This is a genomic window from Pseudomonas sp. MS646, from assembly GCF_036693845.1.
GTDB classification, from domain to species: domain Bacteria; phylum Pseudomonadota; class Gammaproteobacteria; order Pseudomonadales; family Pseudomonadaceae; genus Aquipseudomonas; species Aquipseudomonas chlororaphis_E.
In genome coordinates this window covers 3,094,292-3,118,935 of the sequence record NZ_CP144763.1, presented here as the reverse complement: position 1 = coordinate 3,118,935, position 24,644 = coordinate 3,094,292, and the positions used below count along the sequence as shown (strand labels likewise).

The window sequence follows — 24,644 nt, the reverse complement described above, 5'->3', positions numbered from 1 at the left end:
GCTACTGCGCGCCGGGCGGAAGCTCATCCTCGACGGCGACTTCCGGCGGCCGGGCGGCAACCCATTGCCAGAACAACTGATAGCCGACGGCAAGCACCACCGGGCCGACGAACAGGCCGATTACGCCACCGGTGACCATGCCGCCCAGGGCGCCGATCAGGATCACCGGCATCGGCACGTTGACCCCACGGCCGAGCAACAGCGGCTTGAGCACGTTGTCCACCAGACCGGCGACAAACACATACACGGCGAAGACGATGGTCGTGGTGCTCGCGCCCTCGGTGGAAAACACGAAGATGATGACTGGGAGGGTAATCAGCGTCGCCGGCAATTGCATAATGCCGATCAGCAGGACGGCGAGCGCCAGTAGACCAGCGCCGGGCACTCCCATGAACACGAAGCCCAGGCCTACCAGCAGCATCTGGATAAAGGCGATGCCAATCACCCCCAGCGCTACCGCGCGAATGGTCGAGGTGCACAGTTGGGTGATCCTGTGGGCTTTGGTCGCGCCGCAGATACGCGAGACAATCTGGATGGCGCTGGCGTGCCCACGTTCACCATAGGCCATGAAGCAACCCGCAACAATCAGCGAACCGACGAAGATGAGGAAGCCCAAGCCAAAACCGGCGACTTTACTCAACAGGGAAAGACTGAAGTGCTTGATCTGGGGAATGTAGCTCTGCACCAGAGCCGGGAGGTCGGTGGCGGCGCGCATCCACAGCTGTTGCAGTGGCTTGCCCACCAGCGGCCAGTTAGCGACGGTATCGGGCGGTAGCGGAACCTGGAGATTGTCGCCCTTGATGTCGGTCATCACGCCCTGGATCGAGGTCACCAGCGAGTTGCCCAGCAACAGGGTCGGAATCGCCAGGATACCCAATGTGATCAATACCAGCAGCGTCGCGGTGTACCCGTCGCTCAAACCCAGCCTGTCTTTCAGCTTTATTTGCACGGGATAGAGGGTGATCGCCAGGATCACCGCCCACAGCATCAAATCGAGAAAGGGGCTGAAGATCCGGTAACAGAAGAACACCATGACGGCAAGTAGGCCGGCGCGAATCAAAACATCGAGCATGCTGCGGGACCACGGGGTTTGGGAAACTGGCACAGAGGGCATCTGAGTATCCTCAGGGGGTGAGCAGCTCGAATTCACCCAGTGTAGTGGAGAATGGACAGTGCGCCGTCGTGCTGCCGACGCCAGATACGACGCCGGTGTTACCGGGCTACCGTCTTGCACATTCAAGGGGCGCCGGTGAGCCGTTCGGTAGCACACTTACTGACCACCATCACCGTACGAAATGGCTCCTACCGAAGATATTTTTCAATAAATCAGTTACTTGTCCGGTCATGCTCGAAGCTGGCATGCATCCTGCTCTTTTGAATCTATGGATAATTGGATACAAAAATGCAGAAGGTGCTGCCATGCAATTCGCTCCTACGTTTGCTGAACGCCCTCCGATGACGGCCGAGGAAGAGGCCTACAACTTCCTGCTGGAGGCTATTTGTGGCGGACGATTTCACAAGGGCGACCGGCTGATCGCCGAGGACATCGCCAGTGAGATCGGCATGAGCCGGATGCCGGTGCGCGAGGCGTTTCGCCGCCTGGACGCCCAGGGTCTGGTGACGTTGCGGCCCAATCGCGGGGCGGTGGTCAGTGGCCTGGACATCGATGAATTGCAGGAAGTCTTCGAAATGCGCAGCGCCCTCGAAGGCCTGGCGATGCGCGTCGCGGTGGGGCGCATCGGCGCCCGGCAACTGGCCGCGCTTGAACGCCTGCTGGATGAGATGGACGACTACCGCGACGAGAGCGCCGAGTGGGTCAGCCGGCATCGGGCCTTTCATGAATACCTGTGCAGCCTCAGCGGTCGCCCGCGATTGCTCAAGCAGATCAGCGCCCTCTACGCGCTGGTGGAAGCGCCTATGCGCCTGTGGTTGCAGCATGTCGACAAGCCGTTGAGCGCACGCCAGGAGCATGCGGTGATCCTCGAGGCCATACGGGCCGGCGATGCCGAGAAGGCCGAGGCAGTCATACGCACCCATATCGAAGGCACCGTCCCTGAACTGATCCGTTTCCTGCAATCGAAAAAATAGCCAGAGCAGGCACGAGCCTGCCTTGTTTTGACGCTGAGTACTGCCCGTTACCCACCGAACTGGAGTGTCTGGTCATGCATAAGCCTCGCTTGTTGATCGCTGCAATAACCTTGGGATTGTGTACTCAGTGGGCGCAGGCCGCCCCCGTCGTACCGGAGCGTTTGCTCAAGGTCGACACACTGGTCTACTGCTCCGGCATGGACTCGCCGCCGCTGGTGGCCTTCGATGAGGCGCAGAAGCCCAAGGGGCTGACGGTCGACCTGGGCCTGGAGATCGCCAAGCGCCTGGGGGACAAGAAGGTGCAATGGCGGGTCATTCCGTTCTCCGGTCTGGTCCCGGCGCTGTTGGCCAAGCAGTGCGACATGATCGTCGACCAACTGTTCGACAAGCCCGAGCGCCGGGAAGTCATCGACATCGTCAACTACATGTATTCCAGCCAGGCGGTGGTGGTGCCCAAGGGCAATCCGAAGGGCATCAAGACACTGACAGACTTGTCCACCCGCAAGGTCGCGGTGCTCAACGGTTCCACCATCAAGACCCTGCTCGACGCCGAGAATGACACGCTGGCCAAGGCCGGCAAGCCGCCGATGAAACTGGTGGTCTACAACACCGACACCGATGCGTTCCAGGCACTGCGCATCAGCCAGGTCGATGCTTACGGCACCACCGTGGAAACCGCCGGCTACTACGCCGCCATGGCCCCCGATCTGTTCGAGGAAGGCGTACCGGCCTTCAGCCGAATCCTCACCGGCATCGGCATTCGCAAGGACGATCCGCAACTCAGCGCTGCGGTGCAGCAAATCATCAACGACATGCGCAGCGACGGCAGCTACCGCCAATTGCTCAGCAACTGGCACGTCGCCAGCGATACGCTCGATTGAGGGAAGGCGTCGATGAATTTCAATTGGGATGTGTTTTGGCAGTACCTGCTACAGCCCAGTGGGGTCTACCTCACCGGCCTGTGGCTGACCTGCGTGATCAGCGTGCTGGCGATGCTGCTGGGCTGTGTGCTCGGGTTGGCCGCAGCCTTGCTACGGTTGTCGAAGAACCCATTGCTGCACATGCCCGTGCGCTTTTACGTGTGGTTGATGCGCGGCACGCCATTGCTGGTGCAGATTGTCTTCCTCTACACCGCGCTGGCGGCCGGAGGGGTGTTCCGCTTCGAGGACATTGAGCTATTCGGCCTGGTGATCCCCGGCAATATCCAGGCGGCGATCATTGCCCTGGGTCTCAACGAAGGCGCCTACATGGCCGAGATCATCCGGGCCGGCATCGGCGCGGTCGACAAGGGCCAGTATGAAGCCGGGCGCTCCCTGGGCATGACCTTCGCCAAGCTGATGCGCCGGATCATCCTGCCCCAGGCCTTTCGGTTCATCGTGCCGCCGCTGGGCAACGAGTTCAACGTCATGCTCAAGAACACCACGCTGGTCAGTGTGATCGGTGTGCAGGAGCTGCTGCTCAGCACGCAAATGGTTACGTCCGCGACGTTCCGGGTGTTCGAGTTGTACCTGGTGGTGGCGATCTATTTCCTGTTGCTGACCACCCTCTGGGGCTTTTTCCAGCGCTGGCTGGAAGCCCGTTTCGGGCAATCGGACCGACCATCGTCGCCGCCGCCGGCCGCTACCCGGATGTTCGGGCGCAGCAGCCTTAAACTGTTGAGGGAGCGTTGACCATGGCGCACAAGAGCGAAGAACTGATCATCGAGGCGCTGGACGTGCACAAGTCCTTTGGCGACTTGCAGATCCTCAAGGGCATTTCCCTACAGGTGCGCCGTGGCGAGGTGGTGGTGCTGATCGGCGCGTCCGGCTCCGGCAAGACCACGTTCATCCGCTGCATCAACTTGCTGGAGGACATCCAGGCCGGGCGCATTCGTGTCAACGGCCGGGCCATGGGTTACCGCGAGCGCGCCGATGGCAGCCTGGTGCGTGATTCGGAGCGCAACATCGCCCGCCAGCGCCGGGACATCGGCATGGTGTTCCAACGCTTCAACCTGTTCCCCCACATGACGGCCCTGGAAAACATCATCGAAGCGCCGATCCAGGTGCTTGGGACGCCGCGCGGCGCTGCTCTGGAGCAGGCCCGCAGTCTGCTGGAACGGGTTGGCCTGGCGGACAAGGCCGACCATTACCCCTCGATGCTTTCCGGCGGCCAGCAGCAGCGCGTGGCGATTGCCCGCGCCTTGGCGATGAAGCCCCAGGCGATGCTGTTCGACGAACCCACCAGCGCCCTCGATCCGGAAACCGTCGGGGAGGTCTTGCAGGTGATGAAGGAATTGGCGGAGGACGGCATGACCATGGTGGTGGTCACCCACGAAATGGGCTTCGCCCGCGAAGTGGCGGACCGCGTGGTGGTGCTGGACCAGGGCGAGCTCATCGAGCAAGGTCCGCCGGAGCAGATCTTCAGTCATCCCAGCCATCCGCGTACCCGGGCTTTTCTCAGTCGCGTGCTTTGATTCATTTCGTCGGTGAAGAGACTTTGTCATGTTGAAATTTTCGGCTCACGAGCACCCGTATCCCTCGCAACGCCAGAGTGTCTTTGCCCGTCGCGGCATGGTGGCGGCTTCCCAGCCCCTGGCCGCACAAGCGGGTATCGAGATCATGCAAAAAGGCGGCAATGCCATCGATGCCGCCATCGCCACGGCGGCGGCGCTGACGGTGGTCGAACCCACCGGCTGCGGAATCGGCGGCGACGCCTTCGCCCTGGTCTGGAGCCAGGGCCAACTGCACGGCCTCAATGGCAACGGCCACGCGCCGGCGGCCCTGAGCATCGAAGCGGTCAAGGCCGCCGGCCATGGGAAGATGCCGCTCTATGGCTGGACGCCCGTGACCGTGCCGGGATGCCCATCGGCCTGGGCCGAGCTGTCGCAGCGTTTCGGCAAATTGCCTTTTGCCGAGTTGCTACAACCGGCGATCAGCTTGGCGCGAGGCGGCTTTGCGCTGTCGCCGGTGGTTGCCCATCAATGGCAGGCGGCTCTGGACGAGTTCACGCCCCATCGCGACCCGGTGCTGCAGGCATGGTTCGAAACGTTCCTGATCGACGGCCGCGCGCCGCGGGCCGGGGAGGTGTTCTGCAACCCGGCCCAGGCCCGGACCCTTGAAGAACTCGCCGCCACCCGCTGCGAAAGCCTCTATCGCGGTGCCCTGGCCGAGCGCCTGGATGCCCATTCCCGTGCCAGCGGTGGCTACTTGCGCAGCGCGGACCTCAAGGACTATCGCGCCCAGTGGGTCGAGCCGATCCACGTCAATTATCGAGGCGTCGATGTCTGGGAAATCCCACCGAGCGGGCAGGGCCTGGTGGCCTTGATGGCGCTGAAGTTGCTCGAAGGGTTCCGTTTCGATCACCGTGACAGCCAACAGACCTGGCACCGCCAGCTCGAAGCGATGAAGTTGGCCTACAGCGATGGTTTGCACTACATCACTGACCCTGCGCACATGCGCGTGGCCGTGGCAGACTTGCTCAGCGATGACTACAGCGCCCGACGCCGCGCGCAGATCGGCGAACAGGCGCAGCCACCCGCGCCGGGCGATCCCCACGCCAGCGGCACGGTGTACCTGGCAACCGCCGATGCCGAAGGCAACATGGTCTCGTTCATCCAGAGCAACTACCACGGCTTCGGCTCCGGGGTGGTGCTGCCCGACAGTGGCATTGCCCTGCAGAATCGCGGGCAGGAATTCAGCCTCGATCCGGCGCATGCCAACTGCCTGGTCCCAGGCAAGAAAACCTTCCATACCATCATCCCCGGCTTCCTCACCCACAATGGCCAGGCCCTTGGCCCCTTTGGCGTCATGGGCGGCTACATGCAACCCCAGGGGCATGTGCAGATGGTCATGAACCTGGTGGATTTCGGCTTGAACCCGCAGGCGGCCCTGGACGCGCCACGCTGGCAATGGCTGGGCGGGATGAACGTGGGCATCGAGCACGGCGCGTCAGCGGATCTGGTCAACGCCCTGGCCCGGCGGGGTCATCAGGTGCAGGTCAGCAGCGACCTGACCCACTATGGGCGCGGCCAGATCATCCTTCGCGACCCGGTCAGTGGCGTGTTGTGTGGCGGGACCGAGCCTCGGGCGGATTCGCATATTGCGGTCTGGTGATGACGGCCGCTTCAGCGCACCCGCTCGCGGCTTTGCACCGCCAGGTCCAGCGCCTTCTGCATGTCCAGCCGCGCTGAACGGCCGACGTCCCGGTCGTTGAGCTGGTAGCGGCGCTCCGATGGCAGGATGGGGGCGGTGAGGTCTTCCGCGTCCATCCTTTCGAAGTCGTGATTGTCACCGATGGTCATGGCGCTGCGGCGCAGCAGCATGCGCAATTGCTCGGGCTGCAACTGCGGATTGATGGACAGCATCGCCGCCAGCAGGCTGGCGACCATCGGCGTGGCGTAGGAGGTGCCGCAATGCACGGCGCCTTCCTCGCCAGCGCGGGCGGTCGAGGCGTGGGCGCAGGCGGCCGCGGTGATGTCGACGCGCATGTCGATGTTCGAAGAGCTGCGCTTGACCGCGTAGCCGGGGTCGTCCACGGCCACGTCCTCGCGCTCGCTGCGTTGATGCCCGCCGACCACCAGCAGTTGTTCGGTGATGAAGGAGGAGGGCAGGCGATATTCATCGGTGCCCGAGAACGACGAGCCGTTGCCGGCGGAGTTCACCACCACCACGTCGGGGTGTTCCTTGCGCAGCCACAGGAAGAACTCTTCCAACAGTTCCTCGTAGCCGCCCATGGCAATGCCCGAGCGCAGCAGGGAATCCACGTCATCGCCCTTGACGTCCTTGGCGCCGACGCGGTGGATGCCCCAGCTCCAGTTGAGCACGCGCACGCCGTCTTCCACCAGGTTGACCGAGGCGGCGATGTTGGCGGTGATCCCGGCATCGGAGTTGCGCTCGACGATGACCTCGAAGCCCCCACTGGCCTTGTCCAGGCCGCGCAGGAAACCGCTGTTGCCGCCGTCGTTCCAGCGCGCCGCGAGGATGCCGGCGACGGTGGTGCCATGGTTGTCCGGCTTGTCTGCGTCACGCGCGTAGACGCAGGTGCGCGGCAGCGTGCACGGCCCGACGTAGTCGGCGAAATCGGCGGTGTCGAAGTCGACGTCGCGCTCGATCAGGCCAATGCGCACCGGTTGCACCGGGATGGGAGCCTGGCGCCCGGGGATGCGTCGCAGGTAGTAGTTCACCGCGTCGAGGAAGCGATTGGCGGCCCATTCATCGGAGTCCGGCGAGGGCTTGTCGGGTTCCTCGGGGCGAGCCGGTGCCTGCTCGGCCTCTTCGGCGGCGGACTCCTCGACGACCACCGCATCGACACTGGTCTCGCCGCCCAGGCGCAGCACCAGGGCATCACGCTGGACCAGGTCCTTGGCCGGCAGGCGAAGCTGGTACAGGTTCAGTGGGGCGATGCGCCCGACCACCGTCGCCCCGTACTTGCGGGCCAGGCGCTCGGCTTCCTGGCGGCCATCGTGATCTTCTTCGATCAGCACGCTGACCAGGTCGACGTAGGTGGTCAAGCCATCCATATTCTTCGCCACTTCACCCGGTCCGGCGGCCAGCACATGGCTGTCGCGCAGGCTCAGCCAGGCGGCGTTGCTGCGGCGCGAACCGTCTTCCAGCCACAGCGGGCCGCTCTGGTATCCGCGGCTGGCCAAGCTTAGCCGCAGGGCGTTGCCCTCACGCCGGACCACGTCCGTAGGGAGTGCCTTTGCCCCCAGATGCAGTGTCGGAACGGCTTCGCCCAGCCCTCGCACGGTCAGGCACCAATCCTGGCGCTGATCGTTCAGCAGGTCGCCGCAGCGCTTGAGGCCCTCCAGGCGCAGCGGCTCCTGTGCCGCGCTCGCGCAGTGGCTCGCTAGGACAAACAAGGCCGCGAGGGCGGCGGAACGCAGGGGCATGGGGTGATTTTCCTTGGGAAGGGGCCTGATTGCTCCGACTGCCGGATTCACCGTAACGTTCCTTGGCGCCGTCAGCGGCAGAACTTCTCGATTGCCCACGCAACATCCCTGTGGCACCGCTCGCTGAGCGCACCGGGGTGTTGATCGAACATATGCGGCACGCCGGGGTACACATGGAGTTCCACGGCTACGCCGTCGCGCGACAGCTTCAGCGCGAACGCTACGTCTTCCTCCAGGAACAGGTCCAGCGCGCCGACGCAGATGAACGTCGGTGGCAACCCCGTCAGGTCCCGCGCCAGGGCGGGAGAGAACAGCGGCACGCGTTCATCGTCCAGGGCATAGGCGCCGCGCAGGCATTGCCAGCAGAACTGGTTGGCCTCCGGCCGCCAGCTCAATTGCCCGGTGGTGGGGTTGGCGACAGGGGCGCAGGGTGAGCCTGTTCGGTGGTCGAGCATCGGGTAGACGAGCACCAGGCCGGCAATGGCGAGCAGGCCGCTGTCCCGCGCGGAGATGGCCAGGGCAGCGGCCAGGCCGCCGCCGGCACTGTGGCCCATGATGAGCACTCTATTGATGTCCAGGCCCAGGGGTTCACTGTTGCGAGCCATCCAGTCGAGGGCTGTGTGTCCGTCCTGCAGAGCGGCCGGGAACGGATGCTCCGGCGCGAGCCGATAATCCACCGCCACGATCACTACCTGCTGTGCGTTGGCGAGGTCGGCCAGGTAATCGTCCGCCATCTCGGGGCAGCCCAGTACGAAGCCGCCGCCATGCAAGTAAAGAAGGCTTGCCAGCGGCTGACCTTCAGGCGCTGCGTCGGGCCGGTACAGGCGCAAGCGGACGCCTGGCGTCGCTGGCGTGTCCATTGTCCACCGGACTTCACCGCGGGCATCGTGGGGCGATTTGTAACCGCTGCCAACCCGGCGCCGGATGTCGGGCAGGGTGGCGAGCGTCCAGTCACTGGGCGTTTCTTCGAGAAACACTCGATACGCTGGGTCAAGCAATGCTGCCGCATCCATTCGTGTCTCCTGGCGAAGCAGGGGCCGTAGCCCCTGCGATTTGAGCGTCTACAGCCAGCTTTTGATCTGTGCGCAGACTGCCTGGGTCGAGATGCCGTAGCGGTCGTGGAGTGTTGGAAGCGCGCCGGCATCGAGGAACGCATCGGGCAGCGCGATCTGTCTGAACGTTGGCGTGACACCGTTGCGCAGCAGTACGGTCGCCACCGCCTCGCCCAGGCCGCCGATCACCGAGTGGTTCTCGGCCGTGACCACCAGGCGCCCCGGCTTACGAGCCTCGGCGAGCAGGGTCTGCTCGTCCAGCGGCTTGATGGTCGGGACGTGAAGCACGGCGACGTCGACACCGTCGGCCTGGAGCTTCTGCGCCGCTTCCAGCGAGCGCATGGTCATCAGGCCGGTGGAAATGATCAGCACGTCCTTGCCGGTGCGCAGGGTCTTGGCCTTGCCGATCTCGAAGGTGTAGCCGTACTCGTCGAGCACCAGTGGCACGTTTCCGCGCAACAGGCGCATGTACACCGGCCCGTTGTGCGCGGCGATGGCCGGCACCGCCTGTTCGATTTCGAGCGCGTCGCAAGGGTCGATGACCATCAGGTTCGGCATGGCGCGAAAGATCGCCAGGTCATCGGTGGCCTGGTGGCTTGGCCCGTAGCCGGTGGTCAGCCCGGGCAAGCCGCAGACGATCTTGACGTTGAGGTTTTCTTCGGCGATGGCCATGCAAATGAAGTCATAGGCACGGCGTGAGGCGAACACGGCGTAGGTGGTGGCGAACGGCACGCAACCTTCACGGGCCATGCCGGCGGCGGCGCTCATCAGCAGCTGTTCGGCCATGCCCATCTGGTAGAACCGCTCCGGATGGGCCTTGGCGAAGATGTGCAGGTCGGTGTACTTCGACAGGTCGGCCGACAGCCCGACGATGTCCGAACGCTGCTCGGCCAGTGCGGCCAGGGCATGGCCGAAGGGGGCGGAGCGGGTCGCCTGGCCTTCGGCGGCGATCGAGGCGATCATGGCCGATGTCGTCAGGCGCTTCTTGCCGTTCGCGGGGGTGTTCACACTGCTCATACGGTTCTCCCGACCTTCAGATTGTTCAATGCCAGATCCCATTCGTTTTCGTCGACACGGATGAAGTGGGTCTTTTCACGTGTTTCGAGGAAGTCCACGCCCTTGCCCATCTTGGTGTCACAGATGATCACCCGGGGTTGGGCCCCTGGATGTCGGCGGGCGGCGTCGAAAGCAGTGACCAGCGCGGCGATGTCGTTGCCATCCACCCGTTGGGTGAACCAGCCAAATGCCTGCCAGCGGTCGACGATCGGTTCGAACGCCAGCACTTCGCTGGAATGACCGTCAGCCTGCTGGTTGTTGACATCGATGATCGCGATCAGGTTGTCGAGCTTCCAGTGCGAGGCCGACATCGCGGCTTCCCAGGTCGAGCCTTCATTGAGTTCGCCGTCGGACAGCAAGTTGTAGACGAACGCGTCGGATACCTTGCGCTTGAGCCCAAGACAGGCGCCCACGGCGATGCCCAGGCCATGGCCGAGGGAGCCGCCGGTGATTTCCATGCCCGGGGTGTACGCCGCCATGCCCGACATCGGCAGGCGGCTGTCGTCCGAGCCGTAGGTTTCCAGCTCGTCGAGGGGGATCACGCCAGCCTCGATCAGGGCCGCGTACAACGCAATCGCGTAGTGCCCGATCGACAGGTAGAAACGGTCGCGCTGCTCCCATTCAGGGTTCTGCGGCTGGTAACGCAGGGCATGGAAGTAGGACACGGCCAGCAGGTCGGCCGCCCCCAGCGCCTGGCCGACATAGCCCTGGCCTTGGACCTGGCCCATGCGCAGCGCATGACGGCGGATGTTGTGGGCGCGATCAGCCAGGGCCGATAACGATGTGGACGGTGCGGTTACAGTCATGATGACGACTCCGATAACTTAACGATTGACCGAGGCGGCGGGGATGCGCAGGACCAGGCAGGCGCCGAGGCACAACACCCCGGTGATCAGGTACATGCCGATGGCGCTGGAGCCCGTTGTGGTGGTGATCCAGCCGATCAGGTACGGCGAGCAGAAACCCGCCAGGTTGGCGAAGCTGTTGATGCCGGCGATGCCGGCCGCGGCGGACACCCCGCCGAGCAGCGTGGTCGGCAGCATCCAGAACAGTGACGAGGCCGATAGCACGCCGGCTGCCGCGAGGCACAGGCTCAGGATCGAGAGCACTAGGTTGGTGCCGAGCAGGGCGGCCAGCGCCAGGCCTATGGCGCCGGCGATCATGGGGGCCACCAGGTGCCAGCGACGCTCGCGGTGCTTGTCGCCGCTGCGGCCCATCAGCAGCATGGCGACGATTGCGCACAGGTAGGGCAGGCTGGTCAGCAGGCCGATGTGCAAGGGATCGGAGACCCCGGCGTTGCGGACCAGCGTCGGTAGCCAGAAGGTGATCGCGTACTGCCCCATGACGACGCAGAAGTAGATCCCGGCGAGCAACCACAGGCGCCGATCGCGGATGAATTCCCGTGGCGAGGCATGGGTGACCTTGCAGCGGTTGTCCTCGGCGAGCTCCTGAGTGACCAGCGCTTTTTCATCATCGGTCAGCCAGGTGGCCTGATGCACCCCATCTTTCAGGTAGGACAGCACCAGCAAGCCGACGACGACGGTCGGAATGGCTTCGATGACAAACATCCATTGCCAGCCGCTCCAGCCATGGAAACCGGCGAACTGGTTCATGATCCAGCCGGACAGCGGGCCGCCGATCATGCCTGACAGCGGAATGGCGATGAACCACAGGACCGTCATCCTGGCGCGCCGATAGGACGGAAACCAATAGGTCAGGTACAGCAACAGACCCGGCGCCAGGCCTGCTTCGGCCACCCCCAGCAGAAAGCGCAAGGCATAGAACTGCCAGGCGGTCTCGACGAAGGCGAAGAGGGCGGAGATGATCCCCCAGGAGATCATGATCCGGGCGATCCAGCGGCGGGCGCCGACCTTGTGGAGAATCAGGTTGCTGGGCACTTCGCAGAGAAAATAGCCCAGGAAGAACATGCCGGCGCCCAGGCCATACACGGTTTCACTGAGGGCCAGGTCATTCATCATCTGGAGTTTGGCGAACCCCACATTGACCCGGTCCAGGTAGGCGCACAGATAGCACAGCATCAGGAACGGCATCAGGCGCCAGGCCGTCTTGCGGTAGGCAGTGGAGCGCACGGTCGAGACCGCGTCGAGCGTCAGGGTGGTGATCATGATGGTCCGATCTCTTGTTTTTATAGACCGCCGGGCGTGATCGCCGGCGTGTCATCGATCCAGAACAGCGCAGGCCGTTGCCGACCTGCTCACGTGTCATCAGTGAATCAGCATGCCGCCGTTGACATCCAGCGTAATGCCTGTGAGGTAGGAGGAGAGGTCGCTGGCGAGGAACAGCGCGGCGTTGGCCACATCCTGGGCGGCACCCAGGCGTCCCAGCGGGATACCTTCGATGATCGCGTGACGCCGCTCATCCTGCATCAGGCCACCGGTGATGTCGGTGTGGATCAGGCCGGGGGCAATCGAGTTCACCCGGATCCCGTCCGGCCCGAATTCCCGGGCCATGGCTTTGCCCAGGCCCAATACGCCGGCCTTGGCGGCGCTGTAATGAGGGCCGCCGAAAATGCCGCCCCCGCGCTGCGCCGATACCGAGGACATGCACACGATGCTGCCCGACGATCGCGCCCGCATGCCTGGAATGACTGCCTGGGACATCAACAGCGTGCCACGCAGGCTGACGTCGAGCACTTTGTCGTAGTCGCCGGGGCGAATGTCCAGTGTCTTGATGGGTTGGGTGATGCCTGCGTTGTTGACCAGCACGTCGATGCGGCCGAAATGTTCGAGAACCTGGGCGACGGCCTGCTTGACCTGGGTTTCGTCGGCGACGTTGGCAGCCAGGCCCAGATGACCTTCGCCCAGGGACGCCGCGGCGTCACGTGCGGCGGACTCATCCAGGTCCAGGATCACCACGCGCGCCCCTTGTCGGGCGAAGGTCACGGCGGTGGCCCGACCGATGCCACGTTCCGATGCGGCGCCGGTGATGATTGCGATTTTGCCTTGAAGCAGCATGAGCGGTTCCTCTGATTGTTTTTATGGTTCGATAGGTGATCGATGATTCAGAGTGTTCCGACCCAGGGCCACGAGCAATAACGCAAACTTCACTGGTAGGTGAAGAAAATTCACCTCTCGTCAAACCGCGCCGTGGATGTTTGAATGCAGGTGGCCCCTGAAACCACAATAAATATGCGCGGAGCCTCTATGCGCGATGACGATAATGCGCCAGCGAACCTGCCACCGTTGAGAGCTATTCAGGCCTTCGAGCAAACTGCTCGCTTTGGCAACCTGGCCAGGGCGGCCGAAGTGCTGGACCTGACGCCCTCGGCCATCAGTCACCAGTTGGCGAAACTGGAGGCGATGATAGGCCGCCAGCTCTTCGTTCGCGCCGCCCGTGGCGTCACGCTGACCCCGGTGGGCGAGCAGTACCTCAAAGACATCTCTGGGCTGTTGCACAGCCTGGAAGTTGCGACAGAACGGGCCTCCAGCGACATCAGCCTCGACTGCCTCAGGCTGCATTCCGCACCCAGTTTCGGCTTGCTCTGGCTGATGCCGCGCCTGGAGGCGTTTCGCCTGAGCCATCCGGATATCCAGATCAACCTGTCCTGCTCGTACGAGTCGCTGCACTTCAGCCGGGACAAGATCGACGTCGATATCCGCCATGGCCAGCCCAATTGGCCGAGCTACGAAGTTCGCACCGTGCGCAACGAGACTTTTGCGGTCCTGGCGTCTCCCGCGTTGCTCGCCCGGCACCGCATCGTCAGCGCGACGGACCTGCTGGAAAAAGACTTGATCCTTTCCGAGGCCACACTGCTCAAGTGGCCGGAGTGGTTCGCCCAGCACGGTCTGTCACGCCCGGAAAAGCCCTACGCGTTGAGCTTCGACCGGTCGTACATGACGTTGGAAGCCGCGAGCCATGGCCTGGGCTTTGCCCTGGAAAGCACGCTGCTGGCCCAGAAGTACCTGGCCAGCGGGTCACTGGTCGAGGTCGCGCCGCAGACCCTGAGCGCGCCGGTGGCGGCGCATCACCTGGTGTTTCCCAAGGCGCACTCGGGGTTTCCCAGGGTCAGGCGCTTCCTGGAGTGGATGGAGAGTGAGCTGGGGCATGGCTTTGTGTTCTGAGCGGGGGTGAGGATTCACTCGCTGTCGGATGTGTGCGTGGCCTCGATGGCGCCTTCGCGAGCAAGCTCGCTCCCACAGGACACCACTCCTCTTTGTGGGAGCGAGCTTGCTCGCGAAAGCGGCCCCTGATCCAACCCCTTTGCACCTGCCCGCCACCACAAGCCCGTCGTTGCGCGCGGCGCATCACTGTGTTGCCCGAAGCACGGATTCTCCTGATGCACGCCGATCTTTAGCCTGGATGACACTTCCTTATCTTGACGAGGTGTCATCATGCTCACGGGCAATCCAGCGGCTACGGCCCCTGCCAAAACGAGTGCTTCGCTGTCCGGCCTGATGGTCGCGTTCCTGGCATTCTGCTGCGGCGCGGTCGTGGCCAATCTTTACTATGCGCAGCCGATCGTCGAGCTGATCGCGCCGCAGATCGGCCTGTCCAGTGCCAAGGCGAGCCTGATCGTGTCGCTCACGCAGTTCGGCTACGCCCTGGGACTGTTGTTCCTGGTGCCGCTGGCCGACCTTCTGGAAAACCGGCGTCTGGTGGTGGGGCTTACACTGGCGGCGGGTGTCAGCCTGTTGTTGGCCGGTTTGTCCCAGACGCCCTCGATGTTCCTGGTTTTTTCGCTGTTGATCGGCCTGACCTCGGTGGCCGTGCAGATTCTCGTGCCATTGGCGGCGCATCTGGCGCCGGAGGCCAGCCGTGGTCGCGTGGTGGGCAACATCATGAGCGGCCTGCTGCTGGGGATCCTCCTGTCGCGGCCGCTGTCGAGCCTGCTGGTCGAAGCGTTCGGCTGGCGCGGGGTATTTTTCAGCGCGGCGGCCTTGATGGCGCTTATCGCATCGGTCACGGCCGTGGCTTTGCCACGCCGGGAACCCACCCATCGGGCCAGTTATGCGGCGTTGATCGGTTCGGTACTGGCTTTGGCGCGGCGGCATGCGGTCTTGCGTGAGCGCTCGCTGTACCAAGGGTTGTTGTTCGCCAGCTTCAGCCTGTTCTGGACCATCGCCCCCATCGAATTGATGCGCAACCACGGCTTCGACCAGACCCAGGTCGCGCTGTTTGCCCTGGTGGGCGCAGTGGGCGCGATCGCAGCGCCCATCGCCGGGCGCCTGGCCGATGCCGGCCACGGTCGCAAGGGCACGCGGGTGGCGCTGTTACTGGCACCGATTTCCTTGCTGATCGCAGCATTGCCCGGCCACGGCTATGTTGGCTTGGTGGCGTGCGCCGTGCTGCTGGATTTCGCCGTGCAACTGAGCATGGTACTGGGGCAACGCGAGGTATACGCCCTCGACCCCCACAGCCGGGCGCGGCTCAATGCGGTGTACATGACCAGCATCTTCGTGGGGGGTGCCTTGGGCTCGCTGGTCGCCAGTCCACTCTACGAGCAATTTGGCTGGACCGTCTCGGCCCTCGCGGTGGCCGTGATTCCAGCTCTGGCGCTGGTGCTGTTCTTGGCGCGCGGAGTCCGCGCGGCGCCAGTGGCCCACGGCCAATAGTGTGGTGACGCACCGTGCGGCAAGACGGCGGGCCAACGGTGATGCACAATCGGCACCGTTCGTTCTTGATCGGAAGCCATTCATGGACAAGTTGCTGGCCCTGAAGATGTTTGTCGAGACCGTGCGCTGCGGCGGTTACTCCTCGGCGGCGCGCAAACTTGGCATCGCCACTTCGTCGGTCACCCGCCAGGTCGCGGGGTTGGAACAGGCGCTGGGGGCCAGCCTGCTCAACCGGACGACCCGCCACATCAGCGTCACGACTGCCGGGCAGGCCTATTTCGAAAAAGCCGTGGCGATTCTGGAAGCCATGGATGAAGCCGATGCCTTCGTCGCCGACCGGGGAAACGAGGCCAAGGGGGCGCTGCGAGTCAGCGTGCCGGTGGAATTCGGTCGTCGCATCATCGCACCGCACTTGAGCCGTTTGCTGGAGCGCCATCCAGGCCTGGAGATCAGCCTGTCGCTGAACGACCAGGTGGGCGATCTGTTGAGCGAGCAGATCGACGTGTCGGTGCGCTTGGGGTCGACGGTTGTCAGCGAAGAGATCGTCAGCAAACGGCTCGGCGGCTTCCAACGCTGGGTGCTGGCAAGCCCCAGTTACCTGCAGCGCCATGGCGTACCCGCTCATCCCCACGACTTGCTTGAACATCAATGCCTGCGCTTCGATTATGGCGGCACCCACCCGCAATGGACGTTCCGGGCCAGCGGTGAAACCCTCTCGCTGAATGTGCGGGGACGCTTGCACAGCAACAACGCCGATATCCTGCGCGAGGCCGCTATTGCCGGCGGCGGCGTGACGCTGCTGGCCGACTGGCTGGTGCGCGAGGATGTCGCCCAAGGCCGATTGATCCGGCTGCTGGAGCAATACGAGGTCAATCCGGGCAGTGCCAGCACCTGCATCAACGCGTTGTACCTGCCCAATCATCGTGGTTCGAGCCGCATCAACGTGTTCATCGGGTTTCTCCAGGAGATTCTGGCCGCGGCGTGAAAGCGGCCCGCGCAGCCATGCCTTGGGCGTTAGCGCAATAACTGCCGTTGTCGTCGCGCCGGTGCACTGGTGGGGAACAGCACCTCGGTCGGTCGATAGCGGGCGATGCCACAGGCCGCCGCCAGGCGCTGGCGTTGCTGGCCGTGGACAAGGGCTTTGCGGTAACTGTTTTCGCTCTGGGGCAAGCCCAGCGTGTAGCCGATGCCCGGTTGGAACTCGCTTTCATGGGCCTGCCACCAGGCGGCGACTGACGGCGGATCGGGCCACGGCAAGTCTTCGTCGGGGTCCATGGCGACCTGTGGGTCTGCCGGGTCGTCGTTGGGGCCTGCATCGAAATCCGGCGGGTCCCGCCGCTCCAGATCGAGCAGCCCCAGATCAGCGCCGGTGATCAGGCTGAAAGCCTCGCCAGCCAGGCGGGCGCAGGGCGGCTCGCTCATTTGCTGGATCAGCCACGGCACGCTGACCGGGTCACCCAGCAAGCCCAGGGCCTGGAGGCCGATGCGCTGTTGTGCAGGGTTCTGCAGCACCTGGCGGATCCAGGCAATGCTGAGGTCGCGCGGCTGCCAGACCAACAACACACACAGCGCGCGGTACTGGTACTCCCCCGGTTGCTCGGCGAACGGGCGCAGGCTTTCCAAGGCTTGTTCATCGCCCATCTGCGCGCAGGCCCACTGGCTCCAGAAACGCACGCCTGCATCCGGATGCCGGCGATGGGCCTGAAGCATTGGCAGCAGGTCACGCCGACGCAACTCGCCGGCCGTTCGAGCGGCGCGCGCCAGGACACTGGGTTCAGCCTGGGCCAGCTCGCTTGGCAGGGCCTGGCCAGGGTCGCGACGATGCATTCCGCAGGCAGCCAGGCCGAGGCGTCGGAACAACGGTTCGGAGGAGGCGAGCATGCGGTCGATCCAGGGCGAGACACACGCCCAGTCCAGCCAGCCCAAAGCCATCAGGTAGCCACGCTCCGTTTCCGCGGCGCCTCGCACCTGCTCGCTGAGTCGTGACAACACCTTCGCATTGGCCGACTGGAAGGCCAGCACCACACAGGCGAACAGTTCACCGACCGAGTGTGGACCCAACTGGGCCAGCAACACCTCCAGTCCCTCCGGACCGGCGATGCGCAGCCCATCGAGATGGGCGTCGATCCGTTCGTCCAGGTTGCCGAGGTCATCGAGATCGTAGTGGGGCGCACGCACGGCGTAGTCGTGCAGGAGAATGAGAAAGCAGGCCTCTTCGGCGTGTTGTTCGATCATTGTTGAGATGGAGGCCATGACGTCTCTGTCTTGCGCGTGTCTGCTTCCAGCGTAGACGTCAGCCAGCCGCTTGGGAGCCTGCTAGGGCAGCGGGTGGCCAAAGAAATAGCGCTTACCCACCTCAAAGGGCTGGGGCGATGCAAGGTAGCGATCCAGGATGGCCGCGGCATTGAGCGGCTGAAAGTCGCCGTTCCTGGCGTAGAAGCTGGAACAGTCGACACCGCTGTACACTTCGAACTTGCGTCTCCAGACGAGGAAGTTGCTCCAGTCGATCCACGTCTCGGTGTCACCAGGCATCAGCGCCTTTCGCATCAGCCAGGCTTGTTTGTTCAGGTCGATGGGCTCGCCGCCGGAAATCGAACACCGGTCGCTGCCATAAGCGTTCTGCAGTTCGCGCAGGCGTGCGTCGACCGCATCTTTGTATTGGCTGTCGCTCAAGCCGCTGTCAAAGAATTCGGGTTCGTTTTCGACAGGGTCCAGCAGGTTGGTCAGGTTGGCCTCCACGGCCGCCCGGTCGGCCCGCCGCGGCAGCGTTCGCCACGCCTCGACCATGAACGGGATCAGCCACAGCACTCCCGACCACTGGGCCGCCAGGCACGCCTCGATGCGAAGGTACGGTGGGGCTTCGAGCATGAGTTCGGCGAGGAACTCCAGGTCGCTGTCCAGGCCGGCATCGGCGGTCAGGCCAAGGCAGGCCGAGACCAGTGTTGGCGCGCAATCCTTGTCCAGGATCCATTGGCGCAGGTGTGACACATGGCTGTAATCGCCACGCTTGGCACTCTCCAGGATCGAAGCCAGCGCCAGCCACGGGTCATCGCTGCGCCACCCCTCAGGTGACAATACTTGCGCCGGGACGGGGCCGGCGTAGTGGTATCCGCGCCCCTTCCAATAGAAGCAGTCCTGAAGGAAGTCCGGTCTCTGGGTGTACGTGTAGATGCTGGTATTCATCATGCGGGCCTTGGGAAACTGTTGATGCGCGCCTCTTGGAGCGTACTCAACTCGCCTTCGAGTTTCTCGCACTTCTTGCCCGTGGGCGCAAGGTTTCCTTGCCCCGCCGGACACCCCCCGGCGGCCTTGGGCACCCTGTGCGCCACAGGCTCTCCCTGGCCCACGCCTTTCCACTCCATGTAGGCTGGCCGGTTTATCGTCCAGTCCGTCTCGATGTTACTTTTCTCCCGCTTGCTGGTGACGTAGTACTTGTTGCATCCACTGGGTTTTTTCCCGGCAGGAGGCAGCAGGTGCCGGCACTGGGGGTTGGCCCGGACCTTGGCGAGGAGGGCGGCGTTCCCGGGGTTCTGGGCCGTGCCATAGAATTGTTCCTCCGACATGAATTCACCATTCGCTTGGGCCTTGGAATGCGCCGTGCCGCCGCAGCATTCACATTTGTGTTTGCCCGCCACCTTGGCGTCTTGCTGGACCGGGGCGTACTTGGCGGTATTGACCATCGGCACTGCCGCATTGGCCGCCGGGCTGGCGTGGTTCGAGGTGGTGAGGTCGGTGTGCCGGTCGACGTTCTGGCCTTCGAACAGCACGTCCATCGACCATGAAATAAAGTAGGTCTTGCCGGTGATGACGTGGGTGATGACACCGGCGCCCTGGCTTCTTGTCGCCGGTTCGTCACCCAGCGGTGAAGTTTTGTAGAACGAAAGGTTTTTCAGCATCACCTCCTTGTTCTTGATCTTGACCGTGCGGCTGCCTTTCTTCATGTCCTTGGAAAATGAAGTGTCCGGGTAGGGGACCGGAATGGGGCCTGCCGGCGGCGGCGGAGGGGTCAGGCAGACATCCGGAAATGCCGCGATGACTTTGCCATCGCCTGCCTTGCAGGCAATCTCATCGCCGTTTGCGTAGACCTCGCAGCTCATGAGGCACCCCCTGATTGACGTGGGTCACGCACGACTGCAACGGCCCGTGCGCCTTGCAAGGCGCTGGTCAAGCAGATCGCGGTGCTGCCTGGTGCATAGCCCTTGCGCAACGCTTGGTCGGCGAGGATCAACTGGGCGATGCCGGCCACCGCTCCGGTGTCGCCCATGGCCTGCGCCCAGTGCCAGAGAGGCTGGTTCTCTTTTCTCACCGTGCGCCACAGCCGGGCTTCCATCAGGGGGATTTCCTTGAACCCGTATTGCTCCCCCGTGGCATCGGACAGGCGCAGGTCAATCTGGTGCAGTCCCAGGTTCGACTGTGCCAGCGCAGCCCGCGCGGCCTCGGCCAGGCCCTCTGCCCGAAAGGGCTTGCACGACAGCAAAGGTGCCTGTTCCTGGCCAAATCCCAGGCCACAGATTTGCAGGCAGGTGTCCGCTTGCCGGCGGGCCTGGACCAGCACGGCCGCGGCGGCTTCGCCTGGAAACAGCCCGTCCACGTGAGTGCTGGTCTTCAACCGGCGATGTTGGTCCAGCCACTGCAGTGTCGATGCGTTGAGCAGCGAGTCGACTCCGCCCACCACGCAAGCGGGGACGCCCGCTTCGAAGATCAAGCGACTGGCTTCATGCAGGGCGCGCAGGCCGGCCACATGGCCGCACGGGATGACTTTCGACAGGCCGGGGTGCAACTGTATGCCCAGCCGCGTGGCGAGATCCTGAAGAATGGTCTGGGCCAATGCCCTGATATCGACACCCGGACGTTCGGGTTCAGCCAGGCACAGGAGTAAGGGCACCTCCTTGAAGTCCTGTGTTGGCGCGTTCTGTATCAGTTCGGCGAGCGCCTGCATAAAGAGTTTGGACAGGCGCGGCGAGGCCGGCAAATCCAGGTCCAGGGTGGGCACCGCCGCGCCGATGATGGGTTCGCCGTCGTTGTCCAGGAACGGCAGTTCCGAAAGCGCTGAAAGGCCTGCGCGCCTGGCGGCACAGGCACTGGCAACGCACAGGCCCACCGGGCTGACCATGCCCGTGCCGGTGATGAACAGGGGCGGCGTCATAGGGTGTGTTCCGAAGGCGGATAGGCTTCTTTCGTCCAGGCAATGAGCTGATCCAGTGACTCGAAGTGTTGCTTGCCCCGCATGCGTTCTTCGTAGGCCTTGGCCTGTTCGAACTGACGGGCTGTCTGCCCGACGATGACGCGGGCGACCTCCCTGATGTTGCGCCCAAGCGGCGATGACGCTCGCCACGTCAGGGTGAATCGCCTGGCGTCAGGTTCGAGAATGACTGTGTCGACGACGGCTGCGCTTTCCCGGGTGCTGCCATCGTGCAGGAGGATCAGCATCGGCAGTTTCAAATGGGCCGGAAGCCTGAATGCCGAGCGGCCCTGGTCGTCAAGGTTGAGCAGCGCCACCTGCTCACCCCCTTGCGGGTAGTCCATTTGCTGGTCTTGCGGCGCACTCTGGAAGTAGCGCACGTCAAAATCCTCCGGCAGAAACGGAAACTGCTGATCGAGCCATTTCTGATCGTACGTGCCGGCCCATTGGACCCGCTGCCGCCAGGCCCGTCCCACGGGCCCCAACGCCATCGGTTTGTAATGACCGTCGGGCGCAGTCACGGGCTGGTCCAGCTCTTCGGTAGTGGGCAGCGGCAGGCCATTGAGCTGCGTGGGATCGGCGCCGGGGTGGTAGCCGACCCCCACCGGGTTCCACGGGTACCACGAGTGCTTCGTCGGGTCTACCGCCGTCCGGTCCACGCCGCCAAAGGCCTGGGCATAGGTGATCGGCATCCTGGTGAATGGAAGCGGCCTGCCGACCGCGTAGGAGAAGGCGCCCGCTTCATAAATGCGTGGCCCGACCACTTTGAAGGCCTTGACCAGCGAGCCGATCTTCATGGCAACGTTCACATCGGTGGCCGGCACGCCATCAGGGGCGTGGCAATGCCCATTGAGCAAGACATCGCAGCGTGGCTTGTAAAGGGCAAAGTCATTTTCGTAAGACGCCGCTGATTCCCCGGGGTCGCCGGGGAACACATCGGCCGTGACCAGCGGCACCTGGTCGTCCAGCAGCCGGGGCTCGTGCACGGGATGCACGGGGATGCCATAGGTGCCTTTCGCGACCATGACCAGCCACTCGCGGCCGGTCTTGTCGGTTGCGCTCGTGTAGCCGCTGGCCAGGCGGGTCTTGTTTATCCATTCCATGGCATGACGGTCTCAGTTGATCTGGACGGAACCGCCCTTGATACGGTTCACACCGGTGGAGCGGCTGGACAGGTAGGCTCCTCGGATCAGCACCTTGCCTTCGCGGGTGAGGGTGATGCTGGCCTTGCCACAGCGCAGGACGATTTCCCGTTCGGCGATGAACTCCATGCGCTCGCCGTCCAGTTGGGCCACCGCCGGCACGCTGGTTGGCGACGAACGCTGGATGCGACCGATCACCAGTGGCCGCGCCGGGTCGCCGGCCTCGAACATCAGCGCGAGCTGCACGCCAATGTCTTCGCGACGCAGCGGTGTGGTGCTGCGCGCGGCGAGGCCTGCGTCATTGGGGCAACCGGGAAAGCCCACCACCGGGGCGTCGGCGCTGGGCACGTCCAGCAGCACACCGATGACGACACCGTCCAGGCGCGTGTCCTTGCAGGCGGGAAGAGGCTGTGAAACGGTCATGGCGCACGCTCCAGGGTTAGTTCTGCAGGACTTTCTGGCCTTTGACGACCACATTCCTGTCGGCCTTGATCTTGATGGCACCGGAACCGTCGACAGTAATGTTCTTGCCGCTGATCATGATGGTGCCGTCCTTCTTCAGAGTGATGCTGGCCGCCCCGGTGGTCAGGGTGATCGAGTCACCGGCGGTGAGCGAAAAGTGCTTGCCGACGTCCAGGCTGTCGTTCTGCTTGATGTTGGTGGTACGGCTCTGGTCGACATCGCGGGATTCGTTCTGGCCGACGTGGGTGCTGTGGTTGCCGGTGATGTCGGTGCTCTGGTTGCCGCTTATCTCGATACCTTCATTGCCCTTGACCGTTTCGTTTCGGTTGCCCGCAATCCCGATCGTTTCATTGCCGCCGACATCCTCGGTGCGATTGCCCACAATCGTGATGGCCTCGTTGGCGCCGACTTTTTCCGTGCGGTTCGCTCCGATGGTGATGTGCTCGTTGCTGCCGACTTTCTCGGTACGATTGACCCCGATGGTGATTTTTTCATGGTTGCCGACCTCCTCGGTGCGGTTCACACCGATGGTGATGGTCTCGTTGTTGTCCACCGTTTCCGTGCGGTCGTGCTTGACGTGCACGGTCTCGTCGTTGTCGATGGTCTTGCGGCGGTCATGACCGACCCAGTGGGTTTCGTCGTTCTCGACCTCGATGTCCTGGTTCTTCTCGGCGTGGATGAACAACTGTTCCGAGCCTTTCTTGTCCTCCATGCGGATTTCATTGAAGTTGGCCGGCGAGCCGCCCTTGCTGGAACGGCTTTTCACACCGCTCTGGGTGGCATTGGCGGGGAGGGCATAGGGCACGGTCTGTTCGGCGTTGTAGACACGGCCGGTGATAATCGGCCGGTCGGGGTCACCTTCCAGGAAACTGACGATCACTTCCTGGCCGATCCGCGGCAGGTGCATGGCGCCCCAGTTCTTGCCGGCCCAGGCCTGGGACACGCGAATCCAGCAGGAGCTGTTCTCGTTGGACTGGTCGTGACGGTCCCAATGGAAGTGCACCTTGACCCGGCCGTATTGGTCGGTCCAGATCTCCTCGCCGCTGGGGCCTACCACCACGGCAGTCTGCGGCCCGCGAACAATAGGCATGGGGGTCAGCGGGAGCGGGCGGAAGGCCTGGTGGGCGTCCATGCAATCCAGCTCGCTGACGAACTGTTCGGCCAGGTCCGATTGTCCGCTCTCGTAGGGGTCCTGGCGGATCTGGTAGCGTGCGACCACCACCAGGTACTCGCGATTCTGGTCCGCCCGGTCGTACCCCGTCAGCTTGAACAAATGGCCGGCACCCAACCCACGGGCGAGACCGCGCAACTGCACCCGCTCGAACTGGCTGTGAATGGCTTCGATACGCGTACGGGCGTAGTGCTCACCGTCGTTGCTTTGCAGGTATTCACCGGGGTAGTCGTAGAGCGGATAGTCGCCGTTGCTGTGGCTGCGGCCGACACTTGAGCGTACCTCGAGGCTGGCGCGGGGACGCTGGAAGTCGTAGTCGTTCAACGCCAGCGAACCGGGCTGCACTTCCCGCGCCAGTTGCCAGTCGTAGAAGTGATCGCGCTCGCGCATTTGCCGGTCGGGTGGATAGAAGGGCACCGAGGCGTAGTCCGGCACCGTGGAATGGGCGCCGTAGGCATCGGCCAGCACCAGCACATGGCGCGCCTGTTCGTGCCGGAAGTAATAGTAGATGCCTTCCTGCTCCATCAGTCGACTGACGAAGTCGAAGCTGGTTTCGCGGTACTGCACGCAGTATTCCCACTCGCGGTAGCTGGCGCTCAGGCTGTCTTCGAAATCGGAAAACCCGAGGTCGCGAAACACCTGCTTGATGATGTCCGGGACGGTCTTGTTCTGGAAAATCCGGCAGTCGGACGTACGTGTGAGCAACCAGAACCAGGGCCGCAGGCTGACACGGTAACCGGCGAACTGGCCGTGGCCGGTCAACTGGCGGCAGCCGCAGACGACGCCATGGAAGTGCCGCTTGCCTCCGTCGTGCAGCTCCAGCGCCAGGCCCATCGGCTTGCCCAGCAACTGATCGAACGTGATCGCGCGGTTTTCGGACGTCAGGTCCAGCTCATAGTGAAAACACCGCCCCAGCTCTTCACTGCCTTCCATACCCTGCAACACCAGGACATTGCCGCCGAGTGGACTGTCGACTTGCACCAGGCGGTTGTTTTGCGTGATCTCCATATCGCCTCGTCATTGACCCGAGACAGCGCTGAACTGTGTTT

22 protein-coding genes are annotated in these 24,644 nt (G+C 63.7%); 8 read left to right on the top strand and 14 right to left on the bottom strand.

What is annotated here, in order from left to right; all coding sequences use genetic code 11:
• Nucleotide 1: 1 nt before the first annotated feature.
• Complete coding sequence (locus V3H56_RS13790; RefSeq protein WP_047738606.1) at nt 2-1,114, bottom strand: AI-2E family transporter; 1,113 nt, start codon at nt 1,112-1,114, stop codon at nt 2-4.
• Nucleotides 1,115-1,419: 305 nt separating this feature from the next.
• Between V3H56_RS13790 and V3H56_RS13785 the strand changes: the two genes are divergently transcribed.
• The 5 genes from V3H56_RS13785 to V3H56_RS13765 all read left to right on the top strand — a co-directional run bounded on the left by V3H56_RS13785 (nt 1,420) and on the right by V3H56_RS13765 (nt 6,179).
• Nucleotides 1,420-2,088 (top strand): GntR family transcriptional regulator, encoded by a 669-nt coding sequence (locus V3H56_RS13785; RefSeq protein WP_047738605.1) that lies wholly within the window; start codon nt 1,420-1,422, stop codon nt 2,086-2,088.
• Between the two features lie 74 nt (nt 2,089-2,162).
• Complete coding sequence (locus V3H56_RS13780) at nt 2,163-2,969, top strand: ABC transporter substrate-binding protein (protein WP_047738603.1); 807 nt, start codon at nt 2,163-2,165, stop codon at nt 2,967-2,969.
• Between the two features lie 12 nt (nt 2,970-2,981).
• Nucleotides 2,982-3,758, top strand: coding sequence for an amino acid ABC transporter permease (locus tag V3H56_RS13775; protein ID WP_047738600.1), 777 nt, complete (start codon nt 2,982-2,984; stop codon nt 3,756-3,758).
• Nucleotides 3,759-3,760: 2 nt separating this feature from the next.
• Entirely contained in the window at nt 3,761-4,540 is a 780-nt protein-coding gene (locus tag V3H56_RS13770) for an amino acid ABC transporter ATP-binding protein (RefSeq protein ID WP_042731709.1), read from the top strand.
• Between the two features lie 28 nt (nt 4,541-4,568).
• Nucleotides 4,569-6,179, top strand: coding sequence for a gamma-glutamyltransferase family protein (locus V3H56_RS13765; RefSeq protein WP_338474766.1), 1,611 nt, complete (start codon nt 4,569-4,571; stop codon nt 6,177-6,179).
• Nucleotides 6,180-6,190: 11 nt separating this feature from the next.
• Here V3H56_RS13765 and V3H56_RS13760 read toward each other — a convergent pair whose 3' ends face one another.
• From V3H56_RS13760 to V3H56_RS13735, 6 genes are all read right to left on the bottom strand, one after another.
• Complete coding sequence (locus V3H56_RS13760) at nt 6,191-7,957, bottom strand: S8/S53 family peptidase (RefSeq protein ID WP_338474765.1); 1,767 nt, start codon at nt 7,955-7,957, stop codon at nt 6,191-6,193.
• A gap of 71 nt (nt 7,958-8,028) precedes the next feature.
• Nucleotides 8,029-8,970 carry an alpha/beta hydrolase gene (locus V3H56_RS13755; protein WP_123579051.1) on the bottom strand — a complete coding sequence of 314 codons (942 nt, stop codon included), beginning with the start codon at nt 8,968-8,970 and terminating at the stop codon, nt 8,029-8,031.
• A gap of 48 nt (nt 8,971-9,018) precedes the next feature.
• A complete protein-coding gene (locus V3H56_RS13750; protein ID WP_042732248.1) occupies nt 9,019-10,026 on the bottom strand; it encodes a transketolase family protein in 1,008 nt (335 codons plus the stop codon).
• Nucleotides 10,023-10,871 carry a transketolase gene (locus V3H56_RS13745; RefSeq protein ID WP_042732247.1) on the bottom strand — a complete coding sequence of 283 codons (849 nt, stop codon included), beginning with the start codon at nt 10,869-10,871 and terminating at the stop codon, nt 10,023-10,025. Before V3H56_RS13745 ends, V3H56_RS13750 begins: the two co-directional genes overlap by 4 nt.
• A gap of 18 nt (nt 10,872-10,889) precedes the next feature.
• A complete protein-coding gene (locus V3H56_RS13740; RefSeq protein WP_047738593.1) occupies nt 10,890-12,191 on the bottom strand; it encodes an MFS transporter in 1,302 nt (433 codons plus the stop codon).
• Nucleotides 12,192-12,290: 99 nt separating this feature from the next.
• Complete coding sequence (locus V3H56_RS13735; protein WP_047738590.1) at nt 12,291-13,040, bottom strand: SDR family NAD(P)-dependent oxidoreductase; 750 nt, start codon at nt 13,038-13,040, stop codon at nt 12,291-12,293.
• 189 nt (nt 13,041-13,229) lie between these two features.
• Between V3H56_RS13735 and V3H56_RS13730 the strand changes: the two genes are divergently transcribed.
• From V3H56_RS13730 to V3H56_RS13720, 3 genes are all read left to right on the top strand, one after another.
• The gene (locus V3H56_RS13730) at nt 13,230-14,147 is read left to right on the top strand and encodes a LysR substrate-binding domain-containing protein (protein WP_042728582.1); all 918 of its coding nucleotides are present in this window, start codon (nt 13,230-13,232) and stop codon (nt 14,145-14,147) included.
• 270 nt (nt 14,148-14,417) lie between these two features.
• Nucleotides 14,418-15,638 carry an MFS transporter gene (locus tag V3H56_RS13725; protein WP_338474764.1) on the top strand — a complete coding sequence of 407 codons (1,221 nt, stop codon included), beginning with the start codon at nt 14,418-14,420 and terminating at the stop codon, nt 15,636-15,638.
• 82 nt (nt 15,639-15,720) lie between these two features.
• Nucleotides 15,721-16,623, top strand: a complete 903-nt coding sequence (locus tag V3H56_RS13720) for a LysR family transcriptional regulator (protein WP_047738588.1) — start codon at nt 15,721-15,723, stop codon at nt 16,621-16,623.
• A 29-nt stretch (nt 16,624-16,652) separates the two neighbouring features.
• On the opposite strand, the gene V3H56_RS13715 is transcribed toward V3H56_RS13720, so the two are convergent.
• From V3H56_RS13715 to tssI, 7 genes are all read right to left on the bottom strand, one after another.
• Nucleotides 16,653-17,891, bottom strand: coding sequence for a TIGR02270 family protein (locus V3H56_RS13715; protein WP_047738586.1), 1,239 nt, complete (start codon nt 17,889-17,891; stop codon nt 16,653-16,655).
• A 63-nt stretch (nt 17,892-17,954) separates the two neighbouring features.
• Nucleotides 17,955-18,821 carry a hypothetical protein gene (locus V3H56_RS13710; protein WP_338474763.1) on the bottom strand — a complete coding sequence of 289 codons (867 nt, stop codon included), beginning with the start codon at nt 18,819-18,821 and terminating at the stop codon, nt 17,955-17,957.
• Nucleotides 18,821-19,735: a DUF4150 domain-containing protein gene (locus tag V3H56_RS13705; protein ID WP_047738585.1), complete on the bottom strand. Its 915-nt coding sequence runs from the start codon at nt 19,733-19,735 to the stop codon at nt 18,821-18,823. Before V3H56_RS13705 ends, V3H56_RS13710 begins: the two co-directional genes overlap by 1 nt.
• Nucleotides 19,732-20,784: a 3-oxoacyl-ACP synthase gene (locus V3H56_RS13700; RefSeq protein ID WP_047738583.1), complete on the bottom strand. Its 1,053-nt coding sequence runs from the start codon at nt 20,782-20,784 to the stop codon at nt 19,732-19,734. The genes V3H56_RS13705 and V3H56_RS13700 overlap by 4 nt, the downstream gene beginning before the upstream one ends.
• Nucleotides 20,781-21,923, bottom strand: coding sequence for a DUF2169 domain-containing protein (locus V3H56_RS13695; RefSeq protein ID WP_338474762.1), 1,143 nt, complete (start codon nt 21,921-21,923; stop codon nt 20,781-20,783). The genes V3H56_RS13700 and V3H56_RS13695 overlap by 4 nt, the downstream gene beginning before the upstream one ends.
• A gap of 12 nt (nt 21,924-21,935) precedes the next feature.
• Nucleotides 21,936-22,385: a DUF6484 domain-containing protein gene (locus tag V3H56_RS13690; RefSeq protein ID WP_042728589.1), complete on the bottom strand. Its 450-nt coding sequence runs from the start codon at nt 22,383-22,385 to the stop codon at nt 21,936-21,938.
• Nucleotides 22,386-22,401: 16 nt separating this feature from the next.
• Nucleotides 22,402-24,603 carry a type VI secretion system tip protein TssI/VgrG gene (gene tssI, locus V3H56_RS13685; RefSeq protein WP_338474761.1) on the bottom strand — a complete coding sequence of 734 codons (2,202 nt, stop codon included), beginning with the start codon at nt 24,601-24,603 and terminating at the stop codon, nt 22,402-22,404.
• Nucleotides 24,604-24,644 lie beyond the last annotated feature (41 nt).

Excerpts from the sequence above, each read along its gene's own strand:
- V3H56_RS13790 (WP_047738606.1), bottom strand. The coding sequence starts at position 1,114 with ATGCCCTCTGTGCCAGTTTCCCAAACCCCGTGGTCCCGCAGCATGCTC.
- V3H56_RS13785 (WP_047738605.1), top strand. The coding sequence starts at position 1,420 with ATGCAATTCGCTCCTACGTTTGCTGAACGCCCTCCGATGACGGCCGAG.
- V3H56_RS13780 (WP_047738603.1), top strand. The coding sequence starts at position 2,163 with ATGCATAAGCCTCGCTTGTTGATCGCTGCAATAACCTTGGGATTGTGT.
- V3H56_RS13775 (WP_047738600.1), top strand. The coding sequence starts at position 2,982 with ATGAATTTCAATTGGGATGTGTTTTGGCAGTACCTGCTACAGCCCAGT.
- V3H56_RS13770 (WP_042731709.1), top strand. The coding sequence starts at position 3,761 with ATGGCGCACAAGAGCGAAGAACTGATCATCGAGGCGCTGGACGTGCAC.
- V3H56_RS13765 (WP_338474766.1), top strand. The coding sequence starts at position 4,569 with ATGTTGAAATTTTCGGCTCACGAGCACCCGTATCCCTCGCAACGCCAG.
- V3H56_RS13760 (WP_338474765.1), bottom strand. The coding sequence starts at position 7,957 with ATGCCCCTGCGTTCCGCCGCCCTCGCGGCCTTGTTTGTCCTAGCGAGC.
- V3H56_RS13755 (WP_123579051.1), bottom strand. The coding sequence starts at position 8,970 with ATGGATGCGGCAGCATTGCTTGACCCAGCGTATCGAGTGTTTCTCGAA.
- V3H56_RS13750 (WP_042732248.1), bottom strand. The coding sequence starts at position 10,026 with ATGAGCAGTGTGAACACCCCCGCGAACGGCAAGAAGCGCCTGACGACA.
- V3H56_RS13745 (WP_042732247.1), bottom strand. The coding sequence starts at position 10,871 with ATGACTGTAACCGCACCGTCCACATCGTTATCGGCCCTGGCTGATCGC.
- V3H56_RS13740 (WP_047738593.1), bottom strand. The coding sequence starts at position 12,191 with ATGATCACCACCCTGACGCTCGACGCGGTCTCGACCGTGCGCTCCACT.
- V3H56_RS13735 (WP_047738590.1), bottom strand. The coding sequence starts at position 13,040 with ATGCTGCTTCAAGGCAAAATCGCAATCATCACCGGCGCCGCATCGGAA.
- V3H56_RS13730 (WP_042728582.1), top strand. The coding sequence starts at position 13,230 with ATGCGCGATGACGATAATGCGCCAGCGAACCTGCCACCGTTGAGAGCT.
- V3H56_RS13725 (WP_338474764.1), top strand. The coding sequence starts at position 14,418 with ATGCTCACGGGCAATCCAGCGGCTACGGCCCCTGCCAAAACGAGTGCT.
- V3H56_RS13720 (WP_047738588.1), top strand. The coding sequence starts at position 15,721 with ATGGACAAGTTGCTGGCCCTGAAGATGTTTGTCGAGACCGTGCGCTGC.
- V3H56_RS13715 (WP_047738586.1), bottom strand. The coding sequence starts at position 17,891 with ATGGCCTCCATCTCAACAATGATCGAACAACACGCCGAAGAGGCCTGC.
- V3H56_RS13710 (WP_338474763.1), bottom strand. The coding sequence starts at position 18,821 with ATGAATACCAGCATCTACACGTACACCCAGAGACCGGACTTCCTTCAG.
- V3H56_RS13705 (WP_047738585.1), bottom strand. The coding sequence starts at position 19,735 with ATGAGCTGCGAGGTCTACGCAAACGGCGATGAGATTGCCTGCAAGGCA.
- V3H56_RS13700 (WP_047738583.1), bottom strand. The coding sequence starts at position 20,784 with ATGACGCCGCCCCTGTTCATCACCGGCACGGGCATGGTCAGCCCGGTG.
- V3H56_RS13695 (WP_338474762.1), bottom strand. The coding sequence starts at position 21,923 with ATGGAATGGATAAACAAGACCCGCCTGGCCAGCGGCTACACGAGCGCA.
- V3H56_RS13690 (WP_042728589.1), bottom strand. The coding sequence starts at position 22,385 with ATGACCGTTTCACAGCCTCTTCCCGCCTGCAAGGACACGCGCCTGGAC.
- tssI (WP_338474761.1), bottom strand. The coding sequence starts at position 24,603 with ATGGAGATCACGCAAAACAACCGCCTGGTGCAAGTCGACAGTCCACTC.